This is a genomic window from Xanthobacter sp. NM-25, assembly GCF_022138605.1.
Classification (GTDB): domain Bacteria; phylum Pseudomonadota; class Alphaproteobacteria; order Rhizobiales; family Xanthobacteraceae; genus Xanthobacter.
In genome coordinates this window covers 429,850-452,819 of sequence record NZ_JACBFS010000003.1, presented here as the reverse complement: position 1 = coordinate 452,819, position 22,970 = coordinate 429,850, and the positions used below count along the sequence as shown (strand labels likewise).

The 22,970-nt window shown below is 68.4% G+C and carries 19 protein-coding genes and 1 tRNA gene; 11 read left to right on the top strand and 9 right to left on the bottom strand.

Features of this window, described 5'->3' with window-relative positions; all coding sequences use genetic code 11:
• The first annotated feature begins 43 nt into the window (after positions 1-43).
• The 5 genes from MEU52_RS10845 (at position 44) to MEU52_RS21950 (ending at position 5,947) form a co-directional block, all read left to right on the top strand.
• Complete coding sequence (locus tag MEU52_RS10845; RefSeq protein ID WP_238121286.1) at positions 44-970, top strand: sulfite exporter TauE/SafE family protein; 927 nt, start codon at positions 44-46, stop codon at positions 968-970.
• Positions 967-1,809, top strand: coding sequence for a TIGR02186 family protein (locus tag MEU52_RS10840; protein ID WP_238121285.1), 843 nt, complete (start codon positions 967-969; stop codon positions 1,807-1,809). Before MEU52_RS10845 ends, MEU52_RS10840 begins: the two co-directional genes overlap by 4 nt.
• A 418-nt stretch (positions 1,810-2,227) precedes the next feature.
• Positions 2,228-3,010 (top strand): enoyl-CoA hydratase-related protein, encoded by a 783-nt coding sequence (locus tag MEU52_RS10835; RefSeq protein WP_238121284.1) that lies wholly within the window; start codon positions 2,228-2,230, stop codon positions 3,008-3,010.
• 87 nt (positions 3,011-3,097) lie between these two features.
• Positions 3,098-3,172: transfer RNA gene (locus MEU52_RS10830), tRNA-Gln, on the top strand.
• 363 nt (positions 3,173-3,535) lie between these two features.
• Positions 3,536-5,947: a diguanylate cyclase domain-containing protein gene (locus MEU52_RS21950; RefSeq protein ID WP_238121283.1), complete on the top strand. Its 2,412-nt coding sequence runs from the start codon at positions 3,536-3,538 to the stop codon at positions 5,945-5,947.
• Between the two features lie 33 nt (positions 5,948-5,980).
• Here MEU52_RS21950 and pap read toward each other — a convergent pair whose 3' ends face one another.
• From pap to MEU52_RS10805, 4 genes are all read right to left on the bottom strand, one after another.
• On the bottom strand, positions 5,981-7,477 hold the full coding sequence (gene pap, locus MEU52_RS10820; RefSeq protein ID WP_238121282.1) for a polyphosphate:AMP phosphotransferase: 1,497 nt from the start codon (positions 7,475-7,477) through the stop codon (positions 5,981-5,983).
• Positions 7,478-7,538: 61 nt separating this feature from the next.
• Positions 7,539-7,988, bottom strand: coding sequence for a MaoC family dehydratase (locus MEU52_RS10815; RefSeq protein ID WP_238121281.1), 450 nt, complete (start codon positions 7,986-7,988; stop codon positions 7,539-7,541).
• 94 nt (positions 7,989-8,082) lie between these two features.
• The gene (locus MEU52_RS10810) at positions 8,083-9,042 is read right to left on the bottom strand and encodes a DnaJ C-terminal domain-containing protein (RefSeq protein ID WP_238121280.1); all 960 of its coding nucleotides are present in this window, start codon (positions 9,040-9,042) and stop codon (positions 8,083-8,085) included.
• Between the two features lie 110 nt (positions 9,043-9,152).
• Positions 9,153-9,554, bottom strand: a complete 402-nt coding sequence (locus MEU52_RS10805; protein WP_238121279.1) for an RT0821/Lpp0805 family surface protein — start codon at positions 9,552-9,554, stop codon at positions 9,153-9,155.
• Between the two features lie 111 nt (positions 9,555-9,665).
• On the opposite strand from MEU52_RS10805, the gene pdxH reads away from it, so the two are divergent.
• Positions 9,666-10,307: a pyridoxamine 5'-phosphate oxidase gene (gene pdxH / locus MEU52_RS10800; RefSeq protein ID WP_238121278.1), complete on the top strand. Its 642-nt coding sequence runs from the start codon at positions 9,666-9,668 to the stop codon at positions 10,305-10,307.
• Positions 10,308-10,776: 469 nt separating this feature from the next.
• Positions 10,777-12,543: a diguanylate cyclase gene (locus MEU52_RS10795; RefSeq protein WP_238121277.1), complete on the top strand. Its 1,767-nt coding sequence runs from the start codon at positions 10,777-10,779 to the stop codon at positions 12,541-12,543.
• A gap of 334 nt (positions 12,544-12,877) precedes the next feature.
• On the opposite strand, the gene MEU52_RS10790 is transcribed toward MEU52_RS10795, so the two are convergent.
• The 4 genes from MEU52_RS10790 to MEU52_RS10775 all read right to left on the bottom strand — a co-directional run bounded on the left by MEU52_RS10790 (position 12,878) and on the right by MEU52_RS10775 (position 18,097).
• Entirely contained in the window at positions 12,878-13,792 is a 915-nt protein-coding gene (locus tag MEU52_RS10790) for a c-type cytochrome (protein ID WP_238121276.1), read from the bottom strand.
• Positions 13,785-15,131, bottom strand: coding sequence for a cytochrome c (locus MEU52_RS10785; RefSeq protein WP_238121275.1), 1,347 nt, complete (start codon positions 15,129-15,131; stop codon positions 13,785-13,787). The genes MEU52_RS10790 and MEU52_RS10785 overlap by 8 nt, the downstream gene beginning before the upstream one ends.
• A gap of 259 nt (positions 15,132-15,390) precedes the next feature.
• Positions 15,391-16,179, bottom strand: coding sequence for an alpha/beta hydrolase (locus MEU52_RS10780; RefSeq protein WP_238121274.1), 789 nt, complete (start codon positions 16,177-16,179; stop codon positions 15,391-15,393).
• A gap of 121 nt (positions 16,180-16,300) precedes the next feature.
• A complete protein-coding gene (locus MEU52_RS10775; protein WP_238121273.1) occupies positions 16,301-18,097 on the bottom strand; it encodes an acyl-CoA dehydrogenase in 1,797 nt (598 codons plus the stop codon).
• Between the two features lie 160 nt (positions 18,098-18,257).
• Here MEU52_RS10775 and MEU52_RS10770 point away from each other — a divergent pair, with 160 nt between their 5' ends.
• The 3 genes from MEU52_RS10770 to MEU52_RS10760 all read left to right on the top strand — a co-directional run bounded on the left by MEU52_RS10770 (position 18,258) and on the right by MEU52_RS10760 (position 20,779).
• On the top strand, positions 18,258-19,286 hold the full coding sequence (locus MEU52_RS10770; RefSeq protein ID WP_443266629.1) for an L-threonylcarbamoyladenylate synthase: 1,029 nt from the start codon (positions 18,258-18,260) through the stop codon (positions 19,284-19,286).
• The gene (locus tag MEU52_RS10765; protein WP_238121271.1) at positions 19,283-19,732 is read left to right on the top strand and encodes a GNAT family acetyltransferase; all 450 of its coding nucleotides are present in this window, start codon (positions 19,283-19,285) and stop codon (positions 19,730-19,732) included. The genes MEU52_RS10770 and MEU52_RS10765 overlap by 4 nt, the downstream gene beginning before the upstream one ends.
• A gap of 117 nt (positions 19,733-19,849) precedes the next feature.
• Entirely contained in the window at positions 19,850-20,779 is a 930-nt protein-coding gene (locus MEU52_RS10760) for a histone deacetylase family protein (protein ID WP_238121270.1), read from the top strand.
• Between the two features lie 41 nt (positions 20,780-20,820).
• On the opposite strand, the gene MEU52_RS10755 is transcribed toward MEU52_RS10760, so the two are convergent.
• Positions 20,821-21,519 (bottom strand): TIGR00266 family protein, encoded by a 699-nt coding sequence (locus MEU52_RS10755; protein WP_238121269.1) that lies wholly within the window; start codon positions 21,517-21,519, stop codon positions 20,821-20,823.
• A gap of 248 nt (positions 21,520-21,767) precedes the next feature.
• Between MEU52_RS10755 and MEU52_RS10750 the strand changes: the two genes are divergently transcribed.
• Entirely contained in the window at positions 21,768-22,922 is a 1,155-nt protein-coding gene (locus tag MEU52_RS10750; RefSeq protein ID WP_238121268.1) for a hypothetical protein, read from the top strand.
• The last annotated feature ends 48 nt before the right edge of the window (positions 22,923-22,970 follow it).

The following is a 22,970-nucleotide window of genomic DNA, read 5'->3' as shown; positions in this document are numbered from 1 at the left end:
GTCAGGATCCACGCGCCGATCCCCAGCCAAGACAGGCAGCCCCGTGACCATCTACCTGCCCATCGCCGAATTGCCGGTGGCCATCTTTTCCGTGTTCGCCATGGGGCTCGCGGTGGGCTTCATCTCCGGCATGTTCGGCGTGGGCGGCGGCTTCCTGATGACCCCGCTGCTGATCTTCACCGGCGTGCCGCCGACGGTGGCGGTGGCCAGCGTCTCGCCCTACATGGCTGCCTCGTCCTTTTCCGGCGCCCTCTCCTATCTGCGCAAGGGCATGGTGGACCTGCCATTGGCGGGGGTGCTGCTGATCGGCGGCCTGGTGGGCACCCTGGCCGGCGTGCTGCTGTTCCTCTGGCTGCGCATCATTGGCCAGGTGGATCTGGCCATCCGCCTCGCCTACACGGTGCTCCTGGGCACCATCGGCACCATGATGCTGGTGGAAAGCGTGCGCGCCATCCGCCGGACCCGCCGCGGCGCCGCGCCGGTGGTGCGGCGGCCGGGCACCCACGCCTGGTTCATGCGGCTGCCGCTGAAGATGCGCTTCCGCCGCTCCCGCATCTATGTCTCGGCCATTCCGGTGGTCGGCATCGGCTTCATGATCGGTTTGCTGGGCGCGGTGCTGGGCGTCGGCGGCGGCTTCATCCTGGTGCCCGCGCTCATCTATCTGCTGCGGGTGCCCACCACCACGTCGGTCGGCACCTCGCTGGTTTTGACCCTCGTCACCATGGCGGCCGCCACCGTGCTCCACGCCGAGGCCAATGGCACCGTGGATGCGGTGCTCGCCTTCGTACTGATGATCGGCGGCACCATGGGGGCCCAGTTCGGCGCCCGCACCGGCCAGACCATGCGGCCGGAGAATCTGCGCTTCCTGCTGGGGCTGCTGGTGCTGGCGGTCGGGCTGCGGGTGGCGGTGGATCTGGTGCGCCACCCCTCCGACCTCTATGTGCTCACCACCATCGAGGTGCGGCGATGACCCCGCCCGTCCGCGCCGCGGCCGCTGGGCGCCGCTCCGGCCGGATGCGCGGGCTGTGGACGGCCGCCCTCGCCGCCGCCAGCCTCGCACTTGCCCTGCCGGCCGGCGGAGCGGAGCCCGAGCGCGATCGGCTGGTGGTGTCCATTTCCGAGCCGGTGGTGCGCATCACCTCCACCTTCAGCGGGGCCAGCCTGGTGGTGTTCGGCGTGGCTGAGGTGGCAGGCGCCGACACGGCCCCAGACGCGGCCCCGCCCGACATCGTGGTGACGGTGCGCGGTCCACAGGCCAGCTACGTGGCCTGGCGCAAGTCCCGCGTGGCGGGCCTGTGGGTGAACAGCGACAGCCGCACCTTCCTCGACGTGCCCGCCTTCCTCTCAGTGCAGTCGAACCGCCCGGTGGAGGACATGGCGAGCCCGGAGGTGCTGCGGACCGAGCAGATCGGCCTGTCGCGCAATGTGCTGCTACAGCGCGTCGGCCCCGATTTCGCCGACGTGGTGCCCACCGACTCCTTCCGCCAGGCCTTTCTGCGCATCCAGGGCTCGGAGGATCTTTACGAGGAGAATCCGCGCGGCGTGACCTTCCTCGCGCCCCGGGTGTTTCGCACCGAATTCGACATTCCCGGCCGCGCGCCCATCGGCCGCTACGACGTTTCTGTCAAACTCTTGCGCAACGGACAAGTTACCGCGCAATCGACTGAGCATTTCGAGATTATAAAGAGTGGATTTGAGCAAAATATCGCCATTTTCTCTCAAAATGACGCGCTTCTTTACGGGATTGCAGTTGCCATTGGTAGCCTGATAATCGGATTTATCGGAAACTTCCTTTTTAGACGCGAATAAACCGAACATTTTCCAAAACTCGAATGCGGAAAATACCGACTAGAGCCATTCCAACATCATTATTCCATTACCCATTGGCAGGACCACATGGGTTACCTGTGCTTTTTTGCTTGAAGTTCCTGAGATGACGCGCCAAAGAGGGCGCGAAACGATGCGATGCGATGCCTCCGGCACATGCGCTTCGGGTGCCAAGCCCTGACCGGCGCCCGTTGGGACGGGACGGAGCCTTCCGGCTCCGTCCCGCTTCCCGTCGCATCATTCTCGCTCCGCGGCGGTGGCCCCCATAGCCTTCCGCGGTCTTTTCGGGCATAGCTGCCAGCGACTGGAGCGTGACCGTCGGTCCTTCACCGATTGGCCGGCGCCACGCCAGAGGCAGCCCGCGCCAGCCGCGCCGGGCCGCGCAAGGATGGAGGCGGGTTTGGCAGGCAGCATCGCAATTACCGTCGAAAACGGCATCGCGCATCTGGTCCTCTCCAATCCCGAGCGCCGCAACGCCATCTCTTCCGCCATGTGGCAGAGCCTCGCGCGGTTCGCCCATGACGCGGAGCGCCGCACCGACATCCGCGTGGCCGTGCTGCGCGGCGAGGGCGACCGGGCCTTCTCCGGCGGCGCCGACATCTCCGATTTCGATTCCGCCCGCTCCGACGCCTCCGGCGCCCAGGGCTACGACGAACTGGTGGAAGCCGCCTGCTCGGCCATCGAGGGGCTTGCCTGCCCGACCCTGGCGCTGATCCATGGCGCCTGCGTGGGCGCCGGTGCCGCGCTGGCGGCAAGCTGCGATCTGCGCCTCGCCGCAGATGATGCCTTCTTCGCCATTCCCGCCGCCCGCCTGGGCCTCGGCTATGATCCGCGGGGCATGGGCCGGCTGCTGCGCGTGTTCGGCAGCCAGGGCACCCGCCACCTGTTCTTCACCGCCGACCGTCTGAGTGTGGCGCGCGCCTATGAGATCGGCGCCGTGGACGTCATGGCCGCCGCCGCCGACATCGATGCCACCGCCGCGCGCCTCGCCCAGCGCATGGCCGAGAACGCCCCGCTCACCCTGAAGGCGGCCAAGCTATCGATTCGCGCGGCCGAGAGCGGTGCCGGAGCGCTGCTCGCGGAGGCCCGGCGCGCCACCACCAGCGCCAATGCCAGTGCCGATTATCGCGAAGGGCGCCTCGCCTTCGCCGAGAAGCGGGCACCGCGCTTCTCGGGGGCCTGAACGGGCCCTCACCTTCTGTTGAAGACCTCTCCAGCGGGATTGGACAGGAGCTATGCGGGACGATATGGTCCGCGCCCGCATCGCCGGTGGGGCGTAGCCAAGAGGTAAGGCAGCGGATTTTGATTCCGCCATTCCCTGGTTCGAATCCAGGCGCCCCAGCCACCACCGCGACCCACCCGCATCTCGTGCCCCATCGAGTACCGTCAGGCGCCAGCCACGACACACGAAGTCGCACCCCGCTGCCCTTCCGGCAGCTCTGCGGGCCCTTTAAAGATCAAACTGGAACGAAATAGAAAGCCTCCCCTATTGGCAGGCCGTATGGCTCGATTATGATCGCGAAAGTAGCAACGGCCCGCACGAATGATCCGCCTCCCCCACATAAGAACGGAAAGCAAACTGGGCCTTGCGGCGGGTCTTATCGCGCTTTTGTTCTTGAGTTATTGGATTCATTTGGAGCGTTCGTTCCAAGAGGACAGGGAAGGCACGCGCGCAGCGGGCGAGTTGCGCGCAGAACAACTTTCGGAGGTGGTCCGCCAATCCTTCGACGCGACCTTCCACGCCATCTCCTTTGTCCTGGAAGAGATCGTCGAGGACCACCTCGGCCACCTGGACGACTTTGATACCTCCGCGCGACGCGCGCTCGGCCTGCTTCCGCTGCAGGCACCAGTCTCGGTGGGGCTTTACGATATTCATGGTGTCGCGGTGGTTTCGGCTCCGGCGGGTGCGCCGCGCGACATCGCCACCACGTCCTATTTCCGCAAGCTGAAGGCGGCCCGAGGGGAGCTGGCGGCAATGGTGGTGGGCGAGCCGGAGCGGCAGCCCGGCACGGATGCCTGGGAGCTCCCGTTTGCCCGCGGCATCTGGCGCGCCGGGCAGCTGGCGGGCGTGCTGGTGATCCGCATGCCGCTCAGTTATTTCTCATCCAAACTGGATCAGATCGGCCTGGGCAGCGGTGACGTCGCGCAGCTGCTGAGCCTCCCCAGCGGCCTCATCCTCATCAGCAGTTCCCAGGGCCTCTCCCGCGTCGGCGCCCAAGCGCCGGCGCATCGCCCGTTCTTGACCGATGACAGTCCCGACAGCGGCACGCGGGTGGTACCGAGCGAGGATGGCCGGGATCAGCACATCATCGCCTGGGCGCGCATGCCGCTCTATCAGGCGGCGGTGGTGGTGGACCTCTCCGAGACCACCCTGCTGGCCAGCATCGACGACAATATCGCCGCCGACCGTCGCTATTTCCTCGTCAATACGATCCTGATCCTGGGCCTGCTGGCGGTGGTGGCGACGCTGGTGTTGCGGGCAATGCGCCAGCGCCAGGCGTTGTCGGCGCAGGAAGCCATGTATCATGGCCTGTTCGAGCAGAACCGCTCCATCAAGCTGATTTCCGATCCGGTGACCCGCCAGATCCTGGCCGCCAACCAAGCGGCATGCACCTTTTATGGCTACAGCCGCGAGCAGCTGCTGCGCATGAAGATCACGCAGATCAACTGCCTGCCGCCGGACGAGGTGCAGGCCTGCATGAACGAGGCGCTGAAGGCCAACAAGCCCTTCTTCCTGTTTCCCCACCGCCTGGCCTCCGGCGAGATCCGCAAGGTGGAGGTGTATTCCGGCCCCGTGACGCTGAGCGGCCGGACCGTTCTTTACTCCATCATCCACGACGTCACCGACCGGTTCGAGCTCGAGGAGCGCCTCAAGGCCAATGAGCAGCGCTACCGCACCATGTTCGAGGTGATGCCCGCCGGCATCGTCATGGTGAACGGCAAGGGGGAGATCGACGCCTTCAATTCCGCGGCGCTGGAGATCCTGCTTGCCGACGCGCAATCCCTGCAGCGTCGCGAGAAGCCCCTGTTCGACCCGTCCGGGCGCCGGATCGACGTCAGCGAGCGGCCAAGCATGCGGGCGCTCTCCACGGACCTCAACCACGAGCTGTTCTATGTGGATGGCGATGAGGGCCAACGCATCTGGGCCACTTTCAACTCCCGCCGCCTGCCCCCGAAGGCGGATGGCACCTCACAGGGCGCGGTGATCGCCTTCTCCAACATCACCGAGATCATGCGGCAGGAAGAAAAGCTGCTGGTCAGCCAGCTGGTGTTCGATTCCACCACCGAGGGCATCATGGTGACGGACCCCGCCGGCCGGCTGATGGCGGTGAACCGCGCCTTCACCCAGATCACCGGCTACACCGCCGCCGAGGCGCTGGGGCGGCATGCCTCATTCCTCTCCTCCGGCGCCCATGACGAAGCCTTCTTCCGCGCCTTCTATGAAAGCCTCAACTCCAAACTGTCGTGGGAAGGGGAGATCATCAACCGCCACAAGGACGGCCACGATTTCGTGGAGCGGCTGGTGATCAATGCCGTGGTCCGCGGCAATGGCCTGCGATCGGGCTATGTCGCCATCTTCTCCGACATCACCGCCCGCAAGGAGAAGGAAAAGGAGCTGTGGCGGCAGGCCAATTTCGATGCGCTCACCAGCCTGCCGAACCGCACCCTGTTCCTCGATCGCGTCGAACAGTCCCTGGCCCAGGCCGCCCGTCGGCGCCAGCCGGTGGGGGTGCTGTTCATCGACCTCGACCGCTTCAAGCCGGTCAACGACCGCTATGGCCACGCGGTGGGCGATGACCTCCTGAAGGCAGTGGCCTTGCGCATCACCTCCTGCCTGCGGGGGGAGGACACGGTGGGCCGGCTCGGCGGCGATGAATTCGTGGCGCTGTTGCCCATCATCACCGATCAGGCGAGCGCGGTGGCGGTGGCGGACAAGGTCCTCACCGCGCTGCACGAGCCGTTCCTGATCGGCGGCCGCATCATCTCCATCGGCGCCTGCGTGGGCGTGGCGGTGGCGGAGAATGGGGTGGGCACCGCGGCCGATCTGCTCAAGAGCGCGGATGGCGCCATGTATCAGGCCAAAGAGGCCGGCCGCGGCCGGGTCGCCATCGCCGCGTGAAGCGGTGGCGCGACGGGACGGAGGTCACCGGGCTCAGTCGGCGGCCAAAGCGGCGTCCAGACGGTCAGCGATGGTGCGCAGCACCTTGACCCGGGCGAACCTCTTGTCCTCCGCTTCCACCAGGGTCCATGGGGCAAGGTCCGTGGAGGTGCGGTCGACCATCTCGGTCACCGCCGCCTCGTAGAGCGGCCACTTCTCGCGGTTGCGCCAATCCTCCGGGGTCAATTTGAAGCGCTTGTAGGGGATCGTCTCGCGCGCCGCGAAGCGCCGCATCTGCTCATCCTCGCTGATGGCTAGCCAGAACTTCACCACCACGATGCCGCTGCGGTCGAGCTGCGCCTCGAAATCATTGATCTCGCCATAGGCCCGCCCCCACTGGTCCGGCGTCACCAGATCCTCCACCCGCTCCACCAGCACCCGGCCATACCAGGAGCGGTCGAAGATGGCGATGCGCCCCTGCGGCGGCACGTGGCGCCAGAAGCGCCACAGATAGGGGCGCGCGCGCTCCTCGTCGCTGGGCGCCGAGATGGGGTAGACGCGAAAGTGCCGCGGATCGAGCGCCTCGCGCAGGCGCATGATGGTGGAGCTTTTGCCGGCCGCGTCGCTGCCCTCGAACGCCACCACCAGCCCGCGCCCGGCGAAGGCCGGCGACGTGGTGGCGCGGGTGATGCGCGACTGCTCATGGGCGAGTTGCGCCTCGTAGTCCGGCTTCTCCAGCTTGCGGGTCAGGTCGAGGGTGGACAGGATGGAGAAGGCCGGCAGCGTCTTCGGCACCTGGGTCGGGCTGGGCGGCTGGTGGACGCCGCCATTGGCGCCGTTGGCGGTCATGGCGCGCAGCTTCTCCAGCAGCACGCTGCCGATCATCGCATCGCGATAGTCGGCGTCACTGGCGGGCACCACGTGCCAGGGCGCGAAATCGGTGGAGGTGATGCGGGCCACATCCTCGGCGGCCCGGGCCAGGCGCTCGCGCTCCTTGGCGGTGTCGAGCTCCTCCCACTCGCGCACCACCGGGCGCCGATAAGGGCCCTCGCTGAGCGCTTTCAGCCGCCGGCGCGCCTCGGCGGCGTCGAGATAGAGCCACAGCTTGAGCACGCACACACCCTCGGCGTGCAGCATGGCCTCCAGCCGACGCACGTCTTCCAGCGCCGCCACGAAGGCGCCGCGGCCAAGCCGGCCCAACACCCGGTCACACAGCGGCTTGTGATACCAGGAGCCCAGCATCATGCCGATCTCGCCAGAGGGCGGCAGCCCCCGCCAGTACTTCCACATGGGCGGGTGGCCATCGTCCTCCCGGCAGGGGCGTTCATAGGTCAGCGTCTGCAGCTTGCGCACATCGAGCCAACCGTAAAGGCGATTGAGCACGGCACCCTTGCCGGCCCCATCGGGGCCGTGGATGAGCACCACCAAGCTGCGCTTCTTCTGGTCGATCAGCTGGAACTGCACATTGAGCAGATCCTCGCGCAGGCTCGGCTCCAGCGCCTTGAAGGCCGCCTTGTCCAGCTTGTGCTCCACCTTCGCGGAATCGAACATGTGCGTTCCCTCTGCCACCCGTCCCCGCGACACGGGGCGCGGGCTCCAATGGCGGTCAGACCTAAGCGTTGCTCTTCGGTGTCTTCACCGACGGCACCTTGATCCAGGCTTCGCCGTCGAGCACGACCTCGCCCTTCACCGAGCAGATGCAGGACAGGCGGGCGCGCAGACGCTCGGGAATGAGCTCCACCACCCGCACCTCCACATCCACCGTGTCGTCGATGCGCACCGGCGCGCGGAAGTTCAAGGTCTGGGAGATATAGACTGCCCCGGGCCCCGGCAGGCGGGTGCCCAGCACCGCCGAGATCAGGCTGGCGGTATAGAGCCCATGGGCGATGCGCCCGCCGAAGGGGGTCTTGGCCGCGAAATGCTGCGACAGGTGGATGGGATTGCGATCACCGGTCAGCTCGGCAAAGCCCACGATGTCGGACGACGACACCGTTTTGGACATGCGCTCCGTGCGCCCGACGGTGAGATCCTCAAAATAGAGATTCTGCAGTTCAAGAAACATGGGCGCCCCATTGTTCGGGATTGGGGCGCGGACTGTAGTGCGCCCGCGCCGCCGTGGAAAGCGCCCCCATGGCCCGCCGCCGGGCCGGGTTCCCTCAGGCCTTGTCGTCGGCCGTCTGCAGCTTCTTCATCAGCTCCTCGAGCTGCGGATCATGGCTCGCCGGCAGCACAAGATTGGTCCGCACCAGCAGGTCGCCATGGCCGCCGGCCGCCGTGGGCAGCCCCTTGCCGCGCAGGCGGAAGGTGCGCCCGCCGGAGGTCCAGGCCGGAATCTTCAGCTCCACGCTGCCCGACAGGGTGGGCACGCGGACCTTGGCGCCCAGCACCGCGTCCGCCAGGGGCACGTCCACATCCTGCCGCAGATCGTCGCCGTCGCGGGTGAAGGTCGCGTGCGGCGCATAGGCGATGGTGACGTAGGCATCCCCGGCCGGACCACCCATGGGGCTCGGCTCGCCCTGCCCCTTGAGGCGCATGCGATGGCCTTCCCGGGTGCCGGCGGCGATCTTGAGGTCGAGCTGTTTGCCGTTGGGCAGGCCCACCCGCTTGCTGGCGCCGTGGGTCGCTTCCTCGAAGCTCACCGGCAGGGTGATCTCGGTATCGGCGCCCGGCTGCGGCGCGAAGCCGCCGCCGGCGCTGCGCCGCTGCCGGCCGAAGCCGAAGATGTCGCCGATATCCTCGAAGCCGCTCCCCTGGGCGCCGCGCCGCCCCGTGCGGCGCGCGCCCTCCGGGCCAAAGGAGAAGCTCTCGAAAATCGTATCGCCGTCGAAACCGGAAAAGCCGCCCGGCCCCTGCCGCCGGCCGCCACCGAACCCCGAGAATTCCGGCGCCCGCGGCTTGCCTTCCGCGTCGATCTCGCCGCGGTCGTACTGGCCGCGCTTCTCCTTGTCGGCCAGGATCTCGTGGGCGGTGTTCAGCTCCGCGAACTTGTCCTGCGCCTTGGGGTCGTCGACATTGGCATCAGGGTGCAGCTTTTTCGCCAGCCGCCGATAGGCGCGCTTGATCTCGGCTTCGTCGGCGGTCTTGGAGACGCCGAGGACGTCGTATGGATCACGCATGAAATCTCACCTCGCCGGCCGGCGCTCAAGCGGCCAGCCGCGTTCAAGATGTGGGTCCATGGCGCGGAAAATGCAACGGGGTCATGGCCCGGTTCGCGCAACAATCGACGTCACGCGCTGCCCAGCACCCGCACCTGATTGAGCACCGTGCCGCCTTCGGCGCGGCAGGCCTCGCCCTGCACCCAGCGATCGGTGGTTTTGCCATCCACCACCGCGATCATGAAGTCGCGGCACCCGCCGGCGCGCGCGGTGCCGATCGGCGTCGCGGTGCCGCGTACCCCGGTCTGCGCATTCTCCCACGGCACGCTGATGTCACGCTCGCCGGACGCCAGGGCCTGATCCAGGGCGAGCTTGGCCTGCTGCCAATCACCAGCGGCGATTCCCCGCGGCGCCGACCCGCGCGGCTCACGTAGGCTCGCCGCCCGCGGGGTAATGGATCCGGTGGTCAGATCATCGTCACCGAGCGGGGCCGTGCTACAGGCGCCGCAGGACAGGACCGCCGCCAGCAGCATCGCGCCAACGCCGATGCGGAGGACTTCGCGAACACACGCAGTGCCCCTATAAGGAAGCGGCCCGCCGAATGGCGGGGCGACCGGGATTCGGCGAGACACGAGGGGCTCCACATGACGACGGACACCACCATGGAACCCCAGAACCCCTTAACAACTGGTGATTTTACCGACGCTGACGAGCCTTTCCGGCTGTTCGCGTCCTGGTTCGCCGATGCCGAGAAGAGCGAGATCAACGACCCCAACGCCATGGCGCTCGCCACCGTCGACCCCGACGGGCTGCCGGACGTGCGCATGGTGCTGCTCAAGCATGCCGATGCCGACGGCTTCGTCTTTTATACGAACACGGAAAGCGCCAAAGGGCAGGAGCTGGCCGCCACCCCCAAGGCGGCGCTGGTGATGCACTGGAAGTCCCTGCATCGCCAGGTGCGCGCACGCGGCCCGGTGGAGCGGGTGAGCGACGCCGAGGCCGACGCCTATTTCGCCAGCCGGGCCCGCCTCTCGCAGATCGGCGCCTGGGCCAGCCGGCAGTCGCGGCCGCTGGAAGGCCGCTTCGCGCTCGAGGCGGCGGTGGCCGCCACCACCGCGAAATACGCCCTCGGCAGCGTGCCGCGCCCCCCCCATTGGACCGGCTTCCGCATCCGCCCGGTGCAGATCGAATTCTGGCACGATCGCCCGTTCCGGCTGCACGACCGCATCGTCTTCCGCCGTGCCGCAGCGGGGGAGCGCTGGAGCAAGACCCGCCTGTATCCCTGAACCACAACCGTCGCGGATAGCCCCGAGGCTTTGCATTGGCAACGGTTCGTGGCAACAATGGTCCTAACCAGGGTGGAGCAACGCAACTTTGACGAGCTCTTGACCATCGCCGTTTCCGCGCGCGAGCAGGTGATGCCTTCGGCATTGGCACCTGCTCGCGGCGCCCGGGCCGGCGGCGAGCAGCAGGGCCGTCGAGGAACACAGGCGCAAAGAAGACGTGGTCATGCGCCCTAACGAACCGAGGCCGATGGCATTCAGCGCAGCGCGACCGGCATCCGCGCCGGACGGCGTTGCAAGGGCCCCTGTGGCCGGCGGCGCCTCCGGGAGCGCGCCTGCGGGCGCCTCCGGGACGGGCGGCGCATCGACCGGCCCGCAACGCCCAATGCCTGCTGACGTCGTGCCCGCGGCGCCAGCAGCGTCAAGCGCGGGCCCTGCTCCATTGCCCCCCCTTCCCTCGGGACCGTTGCAGGTGGTGCTGTTCAGCGCCTTCTACGCGCTGCTGCTGCTGGCACTGCTGAGCGCAACCCGCAATGGCGGACAAGATCCCCTGATCTGGCCCGCCAATGCGGTGGCGGTGGGGACCTACCTTCTGTTCGTCGGCCAACGGCTGGGCTGGTCCACCCTCGCCGTGGTCCTGGCCACCGGCCTCGTGCACCAGTTGCTGGGCGACAGCATCGTCATGACCCTCGCCGCCGCCGCGGCCGCCGGCTTTTCCTTCGGCCTCACCGCCTGGTGGTGCGAGAGCGTGGGGCTCGATGCCAACGCCCGCCTGGACGTGCCGGAGATGGCGGGCCTCATTCCCATCGCGGTGGTCACCACCGTTCCGGGCGCCCTGGTGGCCGGCGTCGTCTCGGCCTGGACCCGGAACGCCGAGGTGGGGCTGACGGTGCTGCAATACTGGAGCTCCAGCACCGCCGCCATTCTGCTGCTGCTGCCGCCCCTGCTGCTGGCCCCCGCCCCCGTCGCGCACACGCGCCGCCGGCATTTCCGGCTGGAGATGGCAATAGCGAGCCTCGCGCTCGCGACCCTCATCGCCGTGCTCGCGATGACCCAAAGCAGCCTGCCTCTCGACGCCACCACCTGCGTGCTGCTGTGGTTCGCGTTTCGCCTGGGCCTGCGGCCCACGGCGCTGGCGGTGGCGGCGTTGGCCATCAGCCTCGCGGTGTTTCGGCTGATGCATCTCGGCCTGCCGGCCCTCGCCAACGACCCGCTCGCCTTGGTCCAGCTGCAGGTGCGCCTGGTGTTGACCGCCTGCCCCGCCCTGCTGATCGCCGCCATCACCGCGCGCAGCGCCCAGCAGCAGGAGGCTCTGGAAGAAAACCAGCGCCGGCTCTCCTACGCGCTGGAAGGCGCCAATGACGGCATCTGGGATTGGCATATTCCCAGCGACGCCATCTTTTTCAGCGCCCGGGCCTATCGCATGCTCGGTTACACGCCCCTTGACGACGCCCCCACCCTGTCGCGCTTCCGCGAGCTCATTCATCCTGAGGATCTGCCGATCGCGGTGCAGGCGTTCCGCGACCATGCGGAAGGCCGCCACAGCCTCTACCAATGCGAGCTGCGCGGCCGGCACCGCAATGGCGCCCACGTCTGGCTGCTTGCCCGCGGCAAGATCGTCGAGCGCAACGAGCAGGGCCAGCCGGTCCGCATCGTCGGCACCATCACCGACGTGTCACAGAAGAAGCACCTGGAAGCCGCTCTGGAGCACGCCGCCAGCCACGATCCCCTGACCGGGCTCGCCAACCGCTCCACCTTCGATCGCGCCATGGAGCAGGCGCGCCGGCGCCTCGCCCGTGACGACCTGCCGTTCGCGGTGCTGCTGGTGGATCTCGACCATTTCAAGCGCATCAACGACGTGCATGGCCACATCGCCGGCGACCTGCTGCTGACCACCATCGCCCGCCGCCTGCAATCGGCGCTGCGCGCGGGAGACATGGCGGCGCGGTTCGGCGGCGACGAATTCGCCGTGGTGGCCACCGGCAAGACGGCGGAGGAATTCGCCGCGCTGGCCGATCGCCTGCACGCCCACCTGTCGCGGCCGGTGGAGAGCGAAGGCCTGGTGCTGCCGGCGTCCATCTCCATCGGCATGGCGGTGGCCACCCAGGCCATGGTGGACCTGGTGGCGCTGGTGGCGGAAGCCGATGCCGCCCTCTACATGGCCAAGGATGCCGGCCGCAACACCTGGCGCGCCCTGGGCATGCTGGGCGAGGGCAAGGGCAGCGACAAGGTCGCCTGACCCCTATGCGCCAGTTGCACCACACATGCCGCGCACCGCCCCGTGCGCCCCGTCGCCGCTGCGGGCCCGCCTCTGGTCTGCGGCACGGGCTTGTGCCGCAGATGCACCCGGCCCCACCGCTGCCGGCCATGCGCCAAAGGCACCTTGCACAGCTCCAATACAGCACAGCTCCAGCATGACGGCCCCAGGGACCGACGCCTGCGAGTAAGGCCTGCCTTGAGAAGGCCGAGCTTGGGAAGGCTGGGCTTGGGATACGCGCCCCTGAACACACCGACGGCGCGGTCGCCTCTCACAGGGGCGCGCCGTCGGCTGCGTTTCTCAGCTTTGCGCACGCTCAGTAGCGGGCGTCCTTCGGCTTCTTGCCGTTGGCCCAGTCATTGACCTTGCCGGCGAAGTCGGGACGCGGCTGGTGGGTGAAGAACTCGGCCACGTCCACCGCATCCTGGTCGTTCAGCACGCCGCCCTGCCCCACCGGATGGTCGAGGTTCACGCTGACCGGCATGTTGAACTTGATGAAGGCGGCCGCCTTGTACAGGCGGGCCATGCCGGCGCCGATGTTGAAGGATTCATCCCCCCACAAAGGCGGGAAGATGAAGGTGCCATCGGCCCCCTTCATGCCCTCGCCATTGGCGCCATGGCAGGTGGCGCAGTGCTGGGCATAGAGCTTCTCACCCCGCACCGGATCCGGCACCAGCTTCATGTCGATGGGGCCGGCGCCGACCACTTTCACCCGCTGGCCCTTCGGCACGCCATTCCGCAGCCAGTCCATATAGGCGATCATGGCCGACATCTCGCGGGAGTCCGGATCGAGCGGCTTGCCGTTCATGGAGCGCTGGAAGCAGCCGTTGATGCGCTCCTTCAGGCTCACCACCCGGCCGGCCCGCGGGTTGAACTGCGGGAAGTCGTTGACGGTGTTGATATAGGGCGCGCCGTTGTCCACCTTGCCTTCGCCCAGGTGGCAGCTGTTGCAATTGAGCTTGTCACCCACGTTGTTCGGCAGCAGGCGGGCGGTCTCGTTGAGGAGGCGCTTGCCGTAGAGCACCAGCTCGGCATTGGGCAGCGAGGGAATGGAGGTGTCATCGGGGAGCCGATAGACGCCGACCTGCTTTCCCTCCTTGTCCACCACGGGAAAGGTCTTCTCGGGAGGCGCATTGAGCGGCGTGCCCCCGGCCCCGATTGCGAAGGCGCCGGCACCGGCCACCACCGCAACGCCGAGGATGATCCCGGCGATCTTGAGCGACTTAGCCATTGTGAGCCTCGGGCACATAGTTGACGGGCTTGTCCTTGATGATCTTCCGCATCCGCGCCACCTCGTCCTCGGTGATGGCCTCGGCATGGTTGCCCCAGCTGTTGCGGATGAAGGTGAGGATCTGCGCCACGTCATGGTTGGAGAGATTGGCGAAGCCCGGCATGGTGAAGGTCATCACGTCGTGGGGCGTCTTGGCCATGGTGCCGCCGGTCAAGGTGAACTGGATCAGCGAGGAGGGATCCTCCGCGAACACGATCGAATTGTCCTTGAGCGCCGGGAAGATGCGCGGCGCGCCGCGCCCATCCATGCGGTGGCAGGCCGCGCAGTGGGCCACATAGGCGGCGGCACCGGGGGCACCGTAATCGCCGGCCAGGAGCTTGGCGGTGGTGGTGTCGGCCTCAGGCTTCCAAGCCACCTCATGCCCGGGACGGGGCGGCAGCTGCTTCAGATATTTGGCAACAGCGGTCAGGTCCGCCTTTGTGAGGTGCTGGGTGCTATGCCCCACCACATCGGCCATAGAGCCGAACGCCGCGGTGCGGTCGGTACGGCCGGTGCCCAGGAAGTCCACCAGTTCCTCGGTGGTCCAGGTGGACAGGCCGCGGGCCTCATTGCGCAGGTTCTTGGCGTACCAGCCTTCGAGCACCGAGCCCGACAGATAGGTGCCGGCCGGATCGTTGGCGAGGGCCTTTTCCTGGAAGGCGATGCCGCGCGGCGTGTGGCAGGCGCCGCAATGGGCGAGACCCTCCACCAGATAGGCGCCGCGCACCAGCTCGGGATCGGCACCCGCCTGGGCGACGAAGGTGCGGGGCTGGGCGAACAGCAGCTGCCACCAGGAGAGCGGCCAGCGCATGGACATGGGCCACGGCATGGTGGTGGGCTTGTTGTCCTGCGCCACCGCCTTCACATCGCTCATGAAGTAAGCGTAGAGCGCCTTGATGTCGTCGTCCTTGACCACGACGTAGGACACATAGGGCATGGCCGGATAAAGGGCGGTGCCATCGGGGCGGATGCCGCGCCGGACAGCACGCTCGAAATCCCCATAGGAATAGGCGCCGATGCCGGTCTTGGAATCGGGCGTCACATTGGTGGAATAGATGGTGCCGAGCGGCGTCTGCATGCCGAGGCCGCCGGCAAACGGCTTGCCTCCCGGCGCAGTGTGGCAGGCGACACAGTCGGCCGCATGGGCCACATAGGCGCCACGGGCGATCAGTTGGGGATCATGTATGTCAACTTGCGCGTCGTGCTTGGGAGCGAACCAGTAAGGGGTCGAAAGCGCGACGGCGTAAGCGGCTCCGAGAGCCACCAAGCCGCATACGATGATGACGGCAAGCTTTTTCATGCGTTCACCATTCGTCAGACGGCGGCAGAATTACACTTATTCAAATATGAGCATTGAGACAGGTCAACGGGTGTGACCTACAGATAACGGCCTTATAATACCATTATGTGCGCGCAACATATTGATGTATAAGAAATTTTAAAATTTGACCATAATACGGCCACAACGCGGCCAGATGGCGGCGGAAAGCCGCAGGGCGGTCGCCGCGCCGCCGGCGATCAAAGGAGCGAGGCCGAAGGCACGGCGCATCTGCGAACCGCTAGGGGGCGCGGGGCGCCTGCAGATTGCGGTCGATCCAATCGCCGATGGCCCCGATCACCTGCCCTTCCATGCCCCAGTAGCCATGGGGGGAGAGGGAACCACAGGCCCGCTTGCCGCGGCGTCCGCCCGAGACGTTCAGCACCTGCACATGGGGAGCCCGCGTGAAGGCGGCCGCGATGCGCGGCGCGTCCTCGGGCGCGGCCACCGGGCAGGCATCCGCCGCATTGGCCACCACCAGGACCGGTACGGCGACGCCATCGGGATGGGCGTCGAACACGGTCTCGCCGCTGCCGCCGCGGCGCGACACCGTTTCGGTCAGCACCACGCCCGCCACCAGACCCGTCGGCGCATCGGCGGCCACGTTCACGGCGGCGATAGCGCCCTGGCTGGTGCCCACCACGAACAGCGGCAGCTTGAAACGGTCATGGACGAAAGCGATGAGGCGCCGTGCCGCCGCGCCGAAAGCCGCCGTGCTCCGGGCGCCGCGCAGGCTCGCCGAGGTGGGCGCATCGGCGATCACCACCGCGAAGCCCAGCGCCACCCAATCGGCACGGGTGCGCACCAAGACGTTGGCGCCGTGGGCGAAATGGCCGTCATTCCCGAGCCCCAGCTGGCCGCTGCCGCCGGGAAACATCACCAGAACCGCGCGCGGCTCAGGCGGGGTGAGCACCAGCACCCGCTGGTGCACGCCATCCTCCAGCGCCAGCGGGCACAGCTGTGGCGCGCCGATGGGCCCGGCCACCGGCGCGCAGCGTGTCGGCACCTCGTCCGCGACGGCAGGAATCACTAGGGCAGGAATCACTAGGGCAGGAATCATGACAGCGGGAATCACTCCGGACACCCGCAAGCCCACGCCGGCGACCAGCCAGATCCCGGCGGCGACGCCGAAGCGCCGCCGCTGGACGCGCTCAGTCGAGGCCGAGCACGCTCTGCGACTCGAGCACGCTGGCATGGCCATGCTCCACCACATCTTCCAGGCCCTTGGCCTGCGGGCACAGATTCTCGGCGAAGAAGCGGGCAACCGCGATGCGGGCCGCAAGGCGCGGATCGGTGCCGCCGGCCGAGCGCTCCCGGTGGGCGGCGAGCGCCGCCTTGGCGAGATAGGCACCACCGGCCGCCCGGGCGAACAGGCGCAGGTAGGGGGTGGCCCCCGCCAGCACCTTGGCATTCTCCTCGCCCAGCCGATCGAGCATGATGCGGGTGGCGCGGCCCAGCGAATCCACCGCCTCCGCCAGCTTCTCGCCCATGCGGCCGAACTCCGGCAGCTCCAGCGCATGCGCCTCGTCGGCAATGTCGCGATAATCGCCGATGAGGGTCGTCACCACGTCGCCCCCCTCCTGCGACAGCTTGCGGGTGACGAGGTCGATGGCCTGGATGCCGTTGGTGCCCTCATAGATGGCGAAGATGCGGGCATCCCGATAATGCTGGGCGGCGCCGGTCTCCTCGATGAAGCCCATGCCGCCGTGCACCTGCACGCCCATGGAGGCCACCTCGATGCCGATGTCGGTGGAGAAGGCCTTGGCCACGGGGGTCAAGAGGCTCGCCTCGGCCAGGGCGGTGGCCCGCCCCATGGGATCGGCCAGCCGGCGCGAGCGGTCGAGGGCGTCGGCGGTCATCAGGCAGATGGCGCGGGCGGCATCGGTCTCGGCCCGCATGGTCAGCAGCATGCGCTTGACGTCGGGATGATCGATGATGGGCGCCATGCCCTCGCCCTTGTAGTCCGGCGACTTGCCCTGGCGGCGGTCCTTGGCATAGGCGAAGGCCCGCTGGGTGGCCCGCTCGGCGATGGCGACCCCCTGGATGCCCACCGCCAGGCGGGCATTGTTCATCATGGTGAACATGCAGGCGAGGCCGCGATTCTCCTCGCCCACCAGGTAGCCCACCGCCCCTTCGCCCTTGTCGCCGAAGGTCATGGTGCAGGTGGGCGAGCCATGCAGGCCCAGCTTGTGCTCGATGCCGGTGCAAGACACGTCATTGCGGGCGCCCAGGCTGCCGTCCGCATTCACCAGATATTTGGGCGCCACGAACAGGGAGATGCCCTTGGTGCCGGCGGGGGCATCGGGCAGGCGCGCCAGCACCAGGTGGACGATGTTCTCGGCGATGTCGTGCTCGCCATAGGTGATGAAGATCTTGGTGCCGAAGATGCGGTAGCTGCCATCGGCCTGCTTCACCGCCTTGGCACGCAGGGCGCCGAGATCGGAGCCGGCCTGCGGCTCGGTGAGGTTCATGGTGCCGGTCCACACGCCGGCCACCATCTTCTCCAGATAGGTCTTGCGCTGTTCGGCGGTGCCGTGGGCGGTCAGGGCCTCGATGGCCCCCATGGTGAGCACGCCGCCGATGCCGAACGAGGGCGAGGCGGTGTTCCAGAATTCCGTCAGCGCCGAGGTGACGGTGGTCGGCAGATGCTGGCCACCGAATTCCTCCTCGGCTGTCACCGCGCTCCACCCGGCTTCCGCCCACGCCGTATAGGCCGCCTTCCAGCCCGTGGGAGTGGTGACCGACCCGTCCTTCAGGCTGCAGCCTTCCTTGTCGGCCACCCGGTCCAAGGGCTCGATGGCAGTGGCGGCGAACTTGCCCGCCTCCTCCAGCACCGCATCCACCACATCGAAGGAGAGATCGATGAGGCCCTGCTCCATCAACATGGGCAAAGCGGTGCAGGTCTTCAGGAAGAAGGATACGTCCTCGACCGGTGCACGATAGGCCATCACACTCTCCTCGACAGGCGCAGGCGCGGGGCGCGTCGCGCGGCTTGACCGAACCACCGGCCCGCGCTCTAAGCGCAGGCGCCGGCCGGCCCCAATTCGCGGCGATACAACCGGTTCGTCAAGACGCACGTGCTGACCCATTGGTCGCAGGTGCTGTTTCATGAAGGCCAGAATGACCCACGCTTCAGCGGCCCGCCCCACCCGCCAGCTTCCCGCCGATGCCGCAGGCGTCGACGCGGCGGCCGCGTGCCTCGCGGCGGGCGGGCTGGTGGCGTTCCCCACCGAGACCGTCTACGGGCTCGGCGCCGATGCCGCCAATCCCCAGGCCGTGGCCGCCCTCTACGCTGCCAAGGGGCGCCCCGCCTTCAACCCGCTCATCTCCCATTTGCCAACCGCGACGGCGGCCATGGCGTTCGGCGCGTTCAACGCCACCGCCCGGCGCCTCGCCGAAGCCTTCTGGCCGGGACCGCTGACGCTGGTGGTGCCCTACACCGGCGGTGACAAGGTGTGCGATCTCGCCCGCGCCGGGCTCGATACGGTGGCGCTACGGGTGCCCTCCCATCCGCTGGCACAGGCGCTGCTCACCGCCTTCGGCGGGCCGGTGGTGGCGCCCAGCGCCAACCGCTCCGGCCACGTCTCTCCCACCACCGCCGCCCATGTCATGGGCGATCTCGCCGGGCTGATCGATCTGGTGCTGGATGGCGGCCCCACCGCGGTGGGGGTGGAATCCACCATCCTCGACGTCACTACGCCCACACCGCACCTGCTGCGCCCCGGCGGCGTGACCCGCGAGGCCATCGAGGCGCTGCTCGGCGCGCCCCTCGCCACCGCCGGCAGCGAGGATGCCGCCCGCCCGGCCTCCCCGGGGCGGCTCGCCTCCCATTATGCGCCGCGCGCCCGCGTGCGGCTTGAGGCCCAGTGCGTCGCCCCCGGCGAGGCGCTTCTGACCTTCGCCGGCGCCCGCCCGCCGGGCAGCGAGAATGCCGCCGTGGTGGAGGATCTCAGCCCCGCCGGCGATCTCACGCAGGCGGCGGCCCATCTTTACGGCGCGCTGCGCCGCCTCGACGCTTCCGGCGTCCCCGCCATCGCCGTGGTGCCACTGCCGCGCAGGGGCCTTGGGGAAGCCATGGCCGATCGTCTGAACCGGGCCGCCGCGCCCCGCCCCTCCAGCACCGAGTCTCCGTCATGACCACCCATGCCCTCGCCACCGCGCCGGATTTCACCCCCACCGTCGGCCATGCCGAGGACGGCGACACCGCCGCTCTGGTGCGTCTGTGGCAGGAGGCCGGGCTGACCCGGCCGTGGAACGACCCCCAGGCCGACATCGCTTTGGCCCGGCGCGGGCCCCACTCCACCATTCTGGTGGCGAGGCACGAAGACGCCGTCATCGGCTCGGTGATGGTGGGCCACGACGGGCATCGCGGCTGGATCTATTATCTTGCGGTGGATGGCACCCACCGGGGCCGCGGCCTTGGCCGGGCGCTGAGCCGCGCCGCCGAGGACTGGCTGAAAGCCCGCGCCGTGCCCAAGCTGATGCTGATGGTGCGGCCGGAGAATACGGCCGTGCGCGCCTTCTATGAGCGCGAGGGCTTCATCGAGGAGCCCCGCGTGATCTTCTCCAAGCGCCTCGACTGAAGGCCGCACCACGAGAAATAGAGGCGGCATCATTGAGCCGCCTCAAGGCTGTGCCGGCGGCCAAGGAGTATGCTATTCGTCAAAGAAAAATAGCATCTCAGGGAGGCCGGCCTTTTCATGACCACGCTGCTCGTCACCCATCCGTCGGGCTTCAATCATCTGACGCCGCTCGGCCACCCCGAGCGGGCCGATCGCCTGCGCGTGTTGGACCGGATCTTCGAGCAGGAGAAGTTCTCCCTGCTGGCCCGCGACAGCGCCCCCCGCGGCGAGCGCGACGACATCATCCGCGTGCATCCGGCCGACTTCTTCGACGCCATGGGCGGCGCCTGCCCCAAGGAAGGGCTGGTGCGCATCGATTCCGACACGGTCATGTCGCCGGGCAGCTGGGAAGCGGCGCTGCGCGCCGTGGGCGGCGCCTGCTTCGCCGTGGACGAGGTGATGGAAGGCAAGGTTTCCAACGCCTTCGTGGCCATGCGCCCGCCCGGCCACCATTGCGAGGCGCGCAAGCCCATGGGCTTCTGCCTGCTCAACCAGGTGGCGGTGGCCGCCCGCCATGCCCAGGCGAAATTCAATGCGGAGCGCGTCGCCATCGTCGATTTCGACGTGCACCACGGCAACGGCACCCAGCAGATCTTCTGGGACGACAACAGCGTGATGTATTGCTCCACCCACGAGATGCCGCTGTTTCCCGGCACCGGCGAGGTGGGCGAGACCGGCACCGCCGACACCATCGTCAACGCGCCCCTGCGGGCGGGCGACGACGGCACCCAGTTCAAAGAGGCCATGGAAACCCGCGTGCTGCCCCGGCTGGAGGCGTTCCGCCCGGATCTCATCCTCATCTCCGCCGGCTTCGACGGCCACGTGCGCGACCCCATGGCCTCGCTGCGGCTGGTGGAAACCGACTTCACCTGGGTCACCCGCCGGCTGGTGGACGTAGCGGACCGGGTGTGCGGCGGCCGCGTGGTCTCCCTGCTGGAAGGCGGCTATGACCTGGAAGGCCTCGCCGCCTCCGCCTCGGCGCACGTTTCCGCGCTCATGCGGGGCTGAACGCTGGCGCGCGGCAAGCTGGCGCGAGCCGCCCCGCGCGTTCAGTGCTGGCCGCCGGTGGGCAGGTAGGGGGCAAGGACGTGGGCGAGCTTGGCGGGGGTCAGGCTCTGCAGCCACACCTTGCCGGGCCCCCGGAGCCGGGCGAGAAACAGGCCGTCGCCGCCGAACAGCACGTTCTTCACCCCGGCGATGGTGGTGATCTCGAACGCCACGCTTTCCTCGAACATGCCCACATGGCCGGGATGGGCCAGCAGTTCCTGACCCGGCTGCAGCGTGTAGCTGACGATCTCGCCGCCCAGCTCCACGAAGGCGCTGCCCTGGCCGGTGACATGCTGCAGCACGAACCCGTTGCCGCCAAACACGCCGGCCCCGAGCGACTGCTGCACGCCGATGGCCAGCGACAGCCCCATTTCCCCCGCCAGAAAACCATGGCGATGGATGAGGAAGCCCGCGCCGGGCGTCACCTTGGCCTCGATGATGTTGCCGGGCACGGTGGCCGCGAACGCCAGCAGCGCCTCGCCGCCTTGGGCGGAGAACTCGGTCATGAACAGCCCGCCGCCGGATATGGCCCGGCCGATGGCCGAGAACAGCCCGCCGGCCCCGCCGGTGGCCGCGGTGGTGTTCAGCGCCACATTGGGCGTCATCCACGACAGGCGGTCGGGCTCCGCCAGCACGGTTTCTCCGGGCTCCAGGGTGAAGGTGAGGACAGGCAGGGTGGTTCCGGTGATCTCGCTGCGCATAAGCGTCACTCGCGGATGGAAGGCCTGCCCCAGACAAGCAGCCCGGCGCCGCTGCCGCAACGGCCTTGCGGGTGTCGAGCGCCGTTTATGGATCCCACTCCGCGCATGCGCGCCCCTTGAAGGCACGCCTTGGCCTCGGAATGGCGAGCCACCGCAGCGCTCAAGGGCATCGACGTCCGGCCGCGCAGGCGCCATTGTGGGCACGACCTTCCCCACGCGCGATGCGCTGCAGGCCGACGAGACCCACCATGCCGCCCGCCGCATCGCTCGTTGCCGTTCGCGCCCTCCTCGATGCGCTGGGCCAGGCGACCGACCGCTTCGCCCGCGCCCGACAGCGCCGCCTGGGCTCGGATGGCGCCGCCCGTGCGCCCGCGGCGCCGACAATCATCGCCGGCGCCGCCCTGTTGATCGCCACCACCATGGCCAGCGCGCAGACGGCCGGGCCCGTCACCCTGCCCTATCTCAATGCCCCAGCGCCGGGCGCCCCCATCACCGCGCCGCCCACCCTGGGGATCTCCATCGGCGGCGCCATGCACCGGGCGGTGATGGATACCGGCTCCACCGGTGTCATCATCTCCGCTAGCTCTATCGCGCACCTGGATCAATTGCCGGATCTCGGCCCCGGCAGCCTCACCTATTCCTCATCGGGCCGTATCATGCGCGGGCGCTATGTGGTGGCGCCGGTCACCGTGCACGGGGCGGACGGGCGGCGCGTCACCACCCGGCCGCTGCCGGTGCTGGCGGTGAGCCGCATCGATTGCCTGAAGACGGCGCGGAACTGCACGCCGCGGGACAAGCCGCGTGGGGTGGCCATGCTCGGCATCGGTTTCGCCCGCGAACGGGACCACCAGCCCCAGGGCACGCCGGAGAAGAACCCTTTCCTGAACCTCCCCAACATGGCACCGGGTGCGCTACGCCGCGGCTATGTGGTGAGCCGCCAGGGGGTTCAGGTGGGATTGACCGGTGCGGAAGAGGGCTTCACCCGGATCTCTCTCGCCCGCTCCGACATCCCCGGCGAATGGGCTCCCCTTCCCGCCTGTCTCTCTCTGGCGGGGCGCCAGCCGCCCGCCTGCGGCACGCTGCTGATGGATACGGGCGTCACCCGCATGTACCTCACCGTGCCGGAGAGCCAATCCGCCGGCTTGCTGGCGGGCGGCGGCGCCGACGCCCGCCTCGCCCCCGGAACGCCCGTGCAGGTGGTGCCCCCGAACGGCGTGGCCGGGCCGCGCTATGGCTTCACGGCGGGCGATGCCGCCGATCCGCTGGCGCCCGCGGAGATCGTGGTCTCGCGGCGCGCCCGTCGCGCGCCGTTCATCAACACTACGGTGCGGTTCCTCAACGGCTTCGACTATCTTTATGATGCCGATGCCGGCGTCGTCGGCCTGCGCCCGCTCAGGCCGTGAGGCACCCGGCTGGACAGGGGGCGCGGAAGCGCGCACCCTTTCGCCGTT

Excerpts from the sequence above, each read along its gene's own strand:
- MEU52_RS10840 (WP_238121285.1), top strand. The coding sequence starts at position 967 with ATGACCCCGCCCGTCCGCGCCGCGGCCGCTGGGCGCCGCTCCGGCCGG.
- pap (WP_238121282.1), bottom strand. The coding sequence starts at position 7,477 with ATGTTCGATTCCGCGAAGGTGGAGCACAAGCTGGACAAGGCGGCCTTC.
- MEU52_RS10815 (WP_238121281.1), bottom strand. The coding sequence starts at position 7,988 with ATGTTTCTTGAACTGCAGAATCTCTATTTTGAGGATCTCACCGTCGGG.
- MEU52_RS10810 (WP_238121280.1), bottom strand. The coding sequence starts at position 9,042 with ATGCGTGATCCATACGACGTCCTCGGCGTCTCCAAGACCGCCGACGAA.
- MEU52_RS10805 (WP_238121279.1), bottom strand. The coding sequence starts at position 9,554 with ATGCTGCTGGCGGCGGTCCTGTCCTGCGGCGCCTGTAGCACGGCCCCG.
- pdxH (WP_238121278.1), top strand. The coding sequence starts at position 9,666 with ATGACGACGGACACCACCATGGAACCCCAGAACCCCTTAACAACTGGT.
- MEU52_RS10790 (WP_238121276.1), bottom strand. The coding sequence starts at position 13,792 with ATGGCTAAGTCGCTCAAGATCGCCGGGATCATCCTCGGCGTTGCGGTG.
- MEU52_RS10785 (WP_238121275.1), bottom strand. The coding sequence starts at position 15,131 with ATGAAAAAGCTTGCCGTCATCATCGTATGCGGCTTGGTGGCTCTCGGA.
- MEU52_RS10775 (WP_238121273.1), bottom strand. The coding sequence starts at position 18,097 with ATGGCCTATCGTGCACCGGTCGAGGACGTATCCTTCTTCCTGAAGACC.
- MEU52_RS10770 (WP_443266629.1), top strand. The coding sequence starts at position 18,258 with ATGAAGGCCAGAATGACCCACGCTTCAGCGGCCCGCCCCACCCGCCAG.
- MEU52_RS10765 (WP_238121271.1), top strand. The coding sequence starts at position 19,283 with ATGACCACCCATGCCCTCGCCACCGCGCCGGATTTCACCCCCACCGTC.
- MEU52_RS10760 (WP_238121270.1), top strand. The coding sequence starts at position 19,850 with ATGACCACGCTGCTCGTCACCCATCCGTCGGGCTTCAATCATCTGACG.
- MEU52_RS10755 (WP_238121269.1), bottom strand. The coding sequence starts at position 21,519 with ATGCGCAGCGAGATCACCGGAACCACCCTGCCTGTCCTCACCTTCACC.
- MEU52_RS10750 (WP_238121268.1), top strand. The coding sequence starts at position 21,768 with ATGCCGCCCGCCGCATCGCTCGTTGCCGTTCGCGCCCTCCTCGATGCG.